The organism is Piscinibacter defluvii (genome assembly GCF_004011805.1).
Taxonomy (GTDB): domain Bacteria; phylum Pseudomonadota; class Gammaproteobacteria; order Burkholderiales; family Burkholderiaceae_C; genus Piscinibacter; species Piscinibacter defluvii.
In genome coordinates, this window is the sequence record NZ_RCHJ01000040.1 from 21,668 (window position 1) to 27,667 (window position 6,000).

At 66.4% G+C, this 6,000-nt stretch carries 3 protein-coding genes and 2 pseudogenes; 4 read left to right on the top strand and 1 reads right to left on the bottom strand.

Annotation, left to right across the window (positions count from 1 at the left end):
• Nucleotides 1-207: 207 nt before the first annotated feature.
• Nucleotides 208-765: pseudogene (locus tag D9C15_RS31910) on the bottom strand (IS110 family transposase); the annotation flags it as partial.
• A 272-nt stretch (nucleotides 766-1,037) separates the two neighbouring features.
• Between D9C15_RS31910 and D9C15_RS31915 the strand changes: the two are divergent.
• From D9C15_RS31915 to D9C15_RS31930, 4 genes and pseudogenes are all read left to right on the top strand, one after another.
• A pseudogene (locus D9C15_RS31915) lies at nucleotides 1,038-1,765 on the top strand (IS5 family transposase); the annotation flags it as partial.
• 298 nt (nucleotides 1,766-2,063) lie between these two features.
• Nucleotides 2,064-3,464, top strand: coding sequence for a Rieske 2Fe-2S domain-containing protein (locus D9C15_RS31920; RefSeq protein ID WP_240668677.1), 1,401 nt, complete (start codon nucleotides 2,064-2,066; stop codon nucleotides 3,462-3,464).
• A gap of 8 nt (nucleotides 3,465-3,472) precedes the next feature.
• Entirely contained in the window at nucleotides 3,473-4,564 is a 1,092-nt protein-coding gene (locus D9C15_RS31925) for a PDR/VanB family oxidoreductase (RefSeq protein WP_310734542.1), read from the top strand.
• A gap of 11 nt (nucleotides 4,565-4,575) precedes the next feature.
• Nucleotides 4,576-5,427, top strand: a complete 852-nt coding sequence (locus D9C15_RS31930; protein WP_259372618.1) for a tyrosine-protein phosphatase — start codon at nucleotides 4,576-4,578, stop codon at nucleotides 5,425-5,427.
• The last annotated feature ends 573 nt before the right edge of the window (nucleotides 5,428-6,000 follow it).

The following is a 6,000-nucleotide window of genomic DNA, read 5'->3' on the forward strand; positions in this document are numbered from 1 at the left end:
TGATCTTTCCCCTTGCTGCTGCGCTTGCACACGGAAGGACTATGGTCGAACGGTGGGCTGCCGTCTCTAGCTCGGAGCGAGCAAATCGCCCCTGGGTCTTTATCCGAGACCGCACATACCATCGGGCGCGGCGCATGCTGCGCGGGGCTCAGCGGGACGCGATGGCTCGTCCGGTCGGCGCACATCGGCGGTGCCGGTCGACGTCGGCACTGCGATCACGGCGTGCCGTTGGGGAAGCGCTGATTTGTTCGGGCTGACCTCGGTGAGCTGGATGTTCATCTGCACCAGCGCCTTCTGCATGCGCTGCACCCAGGTCGACTGGTCCGTGATCAGCACCTCGCGCTGGCGCGCCATGGCGCGAACCACGCAGACTATGCCGTCCGGGCGCCATGCCGCGCGCAGCAGCCCCAGGCTCATGAGCTTCTGCAGCCGCTGGCAGTCCCGCACGTCGCTCTTACGGCCGGGCACGTACTTCATCTGCCGCGCATCCACCAGCCAGACCTTCAGCCCGCGCTGCTCCAGCACCTCATACACCGGGATCCAGTACACCCCGGTGGACTCCAGCGCCACCGTGTCCACGCCCAGCGCCAGCGGCCAGTCGGCCAGGGCGTTGAGGTCGTCGGTCATGGCGCCGATTTCGCGTACCGGCTCGCAGCCGGCCTGCTCGGCCAAATGCCGCGGCACCGCCACCCAGTGGCTTGATGCCCCGACGTCGATCTCGGCCGCGTTGGGAAACACCTCGTCGTCTCGCTTGCGCATTGCTATGGCTTGCTCCAGCATCGTTGATGAACGGCAGCGCCATGGGAAGCGTCGAATTCGACTCGATCTCTCAAACGGGATGCGGCTCGCGCCGCTCGCCACTCTCGCCGACGATTCCCGGACCATGCTCAGTAACGGGCTCACCACGCGGCGTCCGACAACGCCACGGTCTCGCACTAATGACGTGTCGGTCATCTCGGCGCTGCCGTTCGCCTTGTAGCGCTTAGCCGTTTCTTCGCGAACGCTGGGCACGGTCATGGGCTTGGGATGCTCAGTAGGAGCAGTGGTACACGCTGGCCGACGAAGCACTCGAGGACGCGCTGTACGACAGCCAAGCCATGCGCGAGTTTGTCGGCATCGATCGGGCCAGGCAGAACGTGCCTGATGCAACGACGCTGCTGAAGTTTCGCCGTCTGCTCGAGGCATACGAGCTCGGCGCGGCGATCCGCGCCGAAGTCAATGCGCACATGACCGAGCGAGGCCTGCTGATGCGGCAAGGCACGGTGATGGACGCGACGATCGTCGCGGCGCACGGCTCGACGAAGAACAGAAAGGGCGAGCGTGACCCCGAGATGCACCATCCCAAGAAGGGCAACGAGTGGCATTTCTTCGGCATGAAAATGCCACGGGCATCGATGCCGACACGGGCCTGGTCCACAGCGTAGTCTGCACGGCCGCCAACGAGTCGGACATTGCGCACGCACAGTGTGAGGGCAAGCTGCGCGAGGACATCATGTGGAACATCGCCATGAAGCCGGACACGCTACGCGGCATGGCCGAGGGGCCGCTGAAGGCGCTGACGCAGATCTGCGAACGGATCAAGGCCCGCTCGCGCGCTCGCGTCGAGTACCCGTTCCACGTCATCAAGAACCTGGTCGGCTACCGCATGGTCAGCTAGCGCGGCCTGGCCAAGAACGCGGCCCGCGCGAAGGTGCAAGCGGCGCTCGTGAACCTGTGCATCGCAAGGCGGCCTTTGCCGCCGGTGGGAGTTGGTGCGTCCGCAGCCTCAAGATCGAGCCGTCGTGGGCCTCGAAGCGCGCGCCGACAGCCTACAACGGCCGCACCTCGCCGCGATGGCGGCCCGGGCGATCAGCCGCGTCACACTGCGGCCGATGTCGTGTTGTTCAGTGCTCTTTAGCGCTGTCGGCCAACGCCTGGCACCGGTTTTGTCCGACCGCGCCATAGAAGTCGCGCCTGCCGCTGGCTACACTGGTTCGGCAAACAGCGGATGGCAAGCCGCCCCGAATCGCGGGCGCTCCGGATTGCGAGGAGATCTTCAGATGGGTAAGAGTGAGACTTTGGCCGTGGCCGTGGCCGTGGCCGGGCAGGGCAGGGCCTACAGCGGGTACCGGCTGCGAGATCTGCAGAATGCCGCGCCCACGAACCTGGAAATCCTTCGTACTGGCCCCGGCACACCGATGGGCGAGTACATGCGCCGCTACTGGCAGCCCGTATGCCTGTCGCAGGAACTGACCGACGTACCCAAGGCGATCCGGATCCTGCACGAGGATCTGGTGGCATTCAGGGATCGCCAGGGCAACGTCGGCGTGCTGCACCGCAAATGCGCCCATCGCGGCGCCTCGCTCGAGTTCGGCATCGTGCAGGAACGCGGGATCCGCTGTTGCTACCACGGATGGCACTTCGACGTCGACGGCAGCCTGCTGGAGGCGCCGGCGGAACCGCCCGACACCAAGCTGAAGGACACCGTCTGCCAGGGCGCCTATCCGGCCTTCGAGCGCGACGGCCTGGTGTTCGCCTACATGGGGCCGGCGGATCGCAGACCGGAGTTCCCGGTGTTCGACGGCTACGTGTTGCCGAAGGGAACGCGGTTGATCCCGTTCTCCAATGTCTTCGACTGCAACTGGCTGCAGGTCTACGAAAACCAGATCGACCACTACCACACCGCGCTGCTGCATAACAACATGACGGTTGCCGGCGTGGACGCGAAACTCGCCGACGGCGCGACGCTGCAGGGGGGCTTCGGCGAGATGCCGATCGTCGACTGGCACCCGACCGACGACAACAACGGCATGATCTTCACCGCCGGTCGGCGCCTGTCCGACGACGAAGTCTGGATCCGCATCTCGCAGATGGGCCTGCCGAACTGGATGCAGAACGCCGCCATCGTGGCGGCGGCGCCGCAGCGACACTCCGGCCCGGCGATGTCGCGTTGGCAGGTGCCGGTTGACGACGAGCACTCGATCGCCTTTGGCTGGCGCCACTTCAACGACGAGGTGGACCCGGAGCACCGTGGAAGGGAAGAGGAGTGCGGGGTCGACAAGATCGACTTTCTGATCGGTCAGACCCGGCATCGGCCTTATGAAGAGACGCAGCGGGTTCCGGGCGACTACGAAGCCATCGTCAGCCAGGGGCCGATAGCCCTCCACGGTCTTGAGCATCCCGGCCGGTCGGACGTGGGCGTGTACATGTGCCGCTCGCTGCTTCGCGACGCGGTGGCCGGCAAGGCGCCGCCCGACCCGGTGCGCGCGAAGGCCGAGGCGGGCGGCGGGCAAACGCTGCCCAGATATACCTCGGACAGCCGGCTGCGGATCCGTCGCCGCACGAGCCGGGAAGCGGATAGTGACGTCATACGCAAGGCCGCGCACCAAGTCTTCGCGATCATGAAGGAGTGCGACGAACTGCCGGTCGCGCAGCGCAGGCCGCACGTCCTGCGGCGCCTCGATGAGATCGAAGCGAGTCTCTGATCGACGCCGTGCGCAAGCCCTGGTTCGACCGCGGAGCGGCGCCGGCATTCGTTGAATCGACTGAGCAGGCCGGGGCCGAGAGCGACATGTACCAGTTGAGTCACACCGGCAATTACCCGAAGACGGCATTGAACCTGCGGGTCCGGCAGATCACCTACCAGGGGATCGGCATAAACGCCTACGAATTCGTGCGCGAGGACGGCGGCGAACTGGAGGAGTTCACCGCCGGGGCCCATGTGGATCTGTACTTCCGCGACGGGCGGGTGCGACAGTATTCGCTGTGCAACGACCCCGCCGAGCGTCGGCGATACCTGATCGCAGTGCTGCGCGAGGACAACGGGCGCGGGGGGTCCATCGCGATCCACGAGCGCGTGCACACGCAACGGCTCGTCGCGGTCGGACACCCGCGCAACAACTTCCCGCTGGTCGAAGCGGCGCCTTACCAGATCCTGCTGGCCGGCGGCATCGGCATCACGCCGCTGAAGGCCATGGTGCATCGGTTGGAAAGGATAGGCGCGGACTACACCCTGCACTACTGCGCGAAGTCGAGCGCCCACGCGGCGTTCCAGGAGGAACTCGCGCCGCTGGCCGCCAAGGGGCGCGTGATCATGCACTTCGACGGCGGCAATCCGGCCAAGGGCCTCGACATCGCGGCGCTGCTGCGGCGGTACGAGCCGGGTTGGCAGCTCTACTACTGCGGCCCCCCCGGGTTCATGGAGGCCTGCACACGTGCCTGCACCAATTGGCCCGCCGAGGCGGTGCACTTCGAGTACTTCGTCGGCGCGCCGGTGCTTCCCGCCGAGGGAGTCCCCCACGACATCGGCAGCGATGCGCTGGCGCTCGGGTTCCAGATCAAGATCGCCAGCACGGGAACGGTCCTGACGGTACCGAACGACAAGTCGATCGCGCAGGTGCTTGGCGAGCACGGCATCGAAGTACCGACATCGTGCCAGAGCGGCCTGTGCGGTACGTGCAAGGTCCGCTATCTCGCGGGCGACGTCGAGCATCGGGATTACTTGCTGTCCGCCGAGGCACGCACGCAGTTCCTGACCACCTGCGTGTCGCGCTCGAAGGGCGCGACGCTGGTCCTGGATCTTTGAAGCCGCGCGCCATGCGAACGCACTGCGATGCACCGGCCTCACCCCAGGCGGGCTCAACCGGCGACTTGGCGCAGCGCCGGGTTCCGCTGCAAGGCGCTGTGAACTTCCGCGACCTCGGCGGCTATCCGGTCGGCGATGGGCGGCGGACGCGCTGGGGCCGGCTGTTCCGCTCTGACTCGTTGGCGGCGCTAACCGAAGAGGACTTGGCGCGCGTGGCCGCACTTGACCTGTACGGTATCGTCGACTTCCGCCTACCGCACGAACGAGAGCTGCATCCCAACCGACTGCCTGCCGGTGCAGCCCCCAAGGTCACGGAGATCGGCTTCTGGCCGGACGGTGTACCTGAAATGCTGGAGGCCCTGCGCGAGCTGCGCATCGACGCCGCCGGGATCGAGCGCGCCGTGACGGGGCATTACCGACGCTATGCGGTGCACCATCGCGCCGAGTATCGGCGCATGCTCGAAGCGGTGGAAGAGGCGGCGGGGCGGCCGACGCTGATCCATTGCGTGAGCGGCAAGGATCGCACGGGTTTCGGTGCGGCGGTCATCCTGATGGCGCTCGGCGTACCCCGTACGGTGATCGTCGAAGACTACCTGCTGACGAACGTCTGCCGGCGCGACATCGGGCATTTGATGCCGCCCGGAACGACCGAGTCGGTGGCTGAGGCGTTCACCGCCGCCAGGCCGTCCTATATCGAGGCCGCGTTCGAGTCGATCGACACCGCGTTCGGTGGCGTCGACGATTACCTCGCCCGCGGGCTGGGATTTGGCGAGCAGCGCCTGCAGCGCCTGCGCGAGTGCCTGACCGAATCGGCCACGGGCAACACAAGTCTGCTCTCGCCGAGAAGAGCCGGCAACCCGTGAGAGTGGCGAGTCATAAAGGTGGGTCGCGAACGCGCAGCGCCGGCGTGCCTGATGAGGTGGCCTTCGCCATCAAGACGCAAATGGCGCTTGAGCAACTCCGCAGGCTCCTTGGTCAAGGCACCCCCGCGCCACGGGGTGCTGGCCGGGTGTCGACTACGGCGTCGACAAGGCGCTTGTCGGGCACTCGGTGACATGGGACTCGTTCCGCTGACGCTGCGGCCGGCAGAACAGCAGGCGCTGCAGGAGGCTGCCGAGCGCATCGCGGCGCGGATCGCCGAGCTCCCGGCCGCTCGTTGATTGACTACCCCGCGTCCGAAGTGGCACGGGTCGACGACGGATTGCTCACGCACATGTGAGGCAATGAAGCGCATGAAGCGCAGTTCGTACTCAAGCACTAGCCACAGGAGACAGCATGACAAACGGTTCGCGAGTTCGCTTCAAAGGGGCAATGGCTCGCCATTTCGGTGACCTCAGGGCACTGGCGGTGGCAGCGCTGTTGCCGCTGCTTGCAATGCACAGCCAGCCGGCGCGGGCGCTGGATCTGGACGCCGACGACTACGCCTCCGGCGCCAT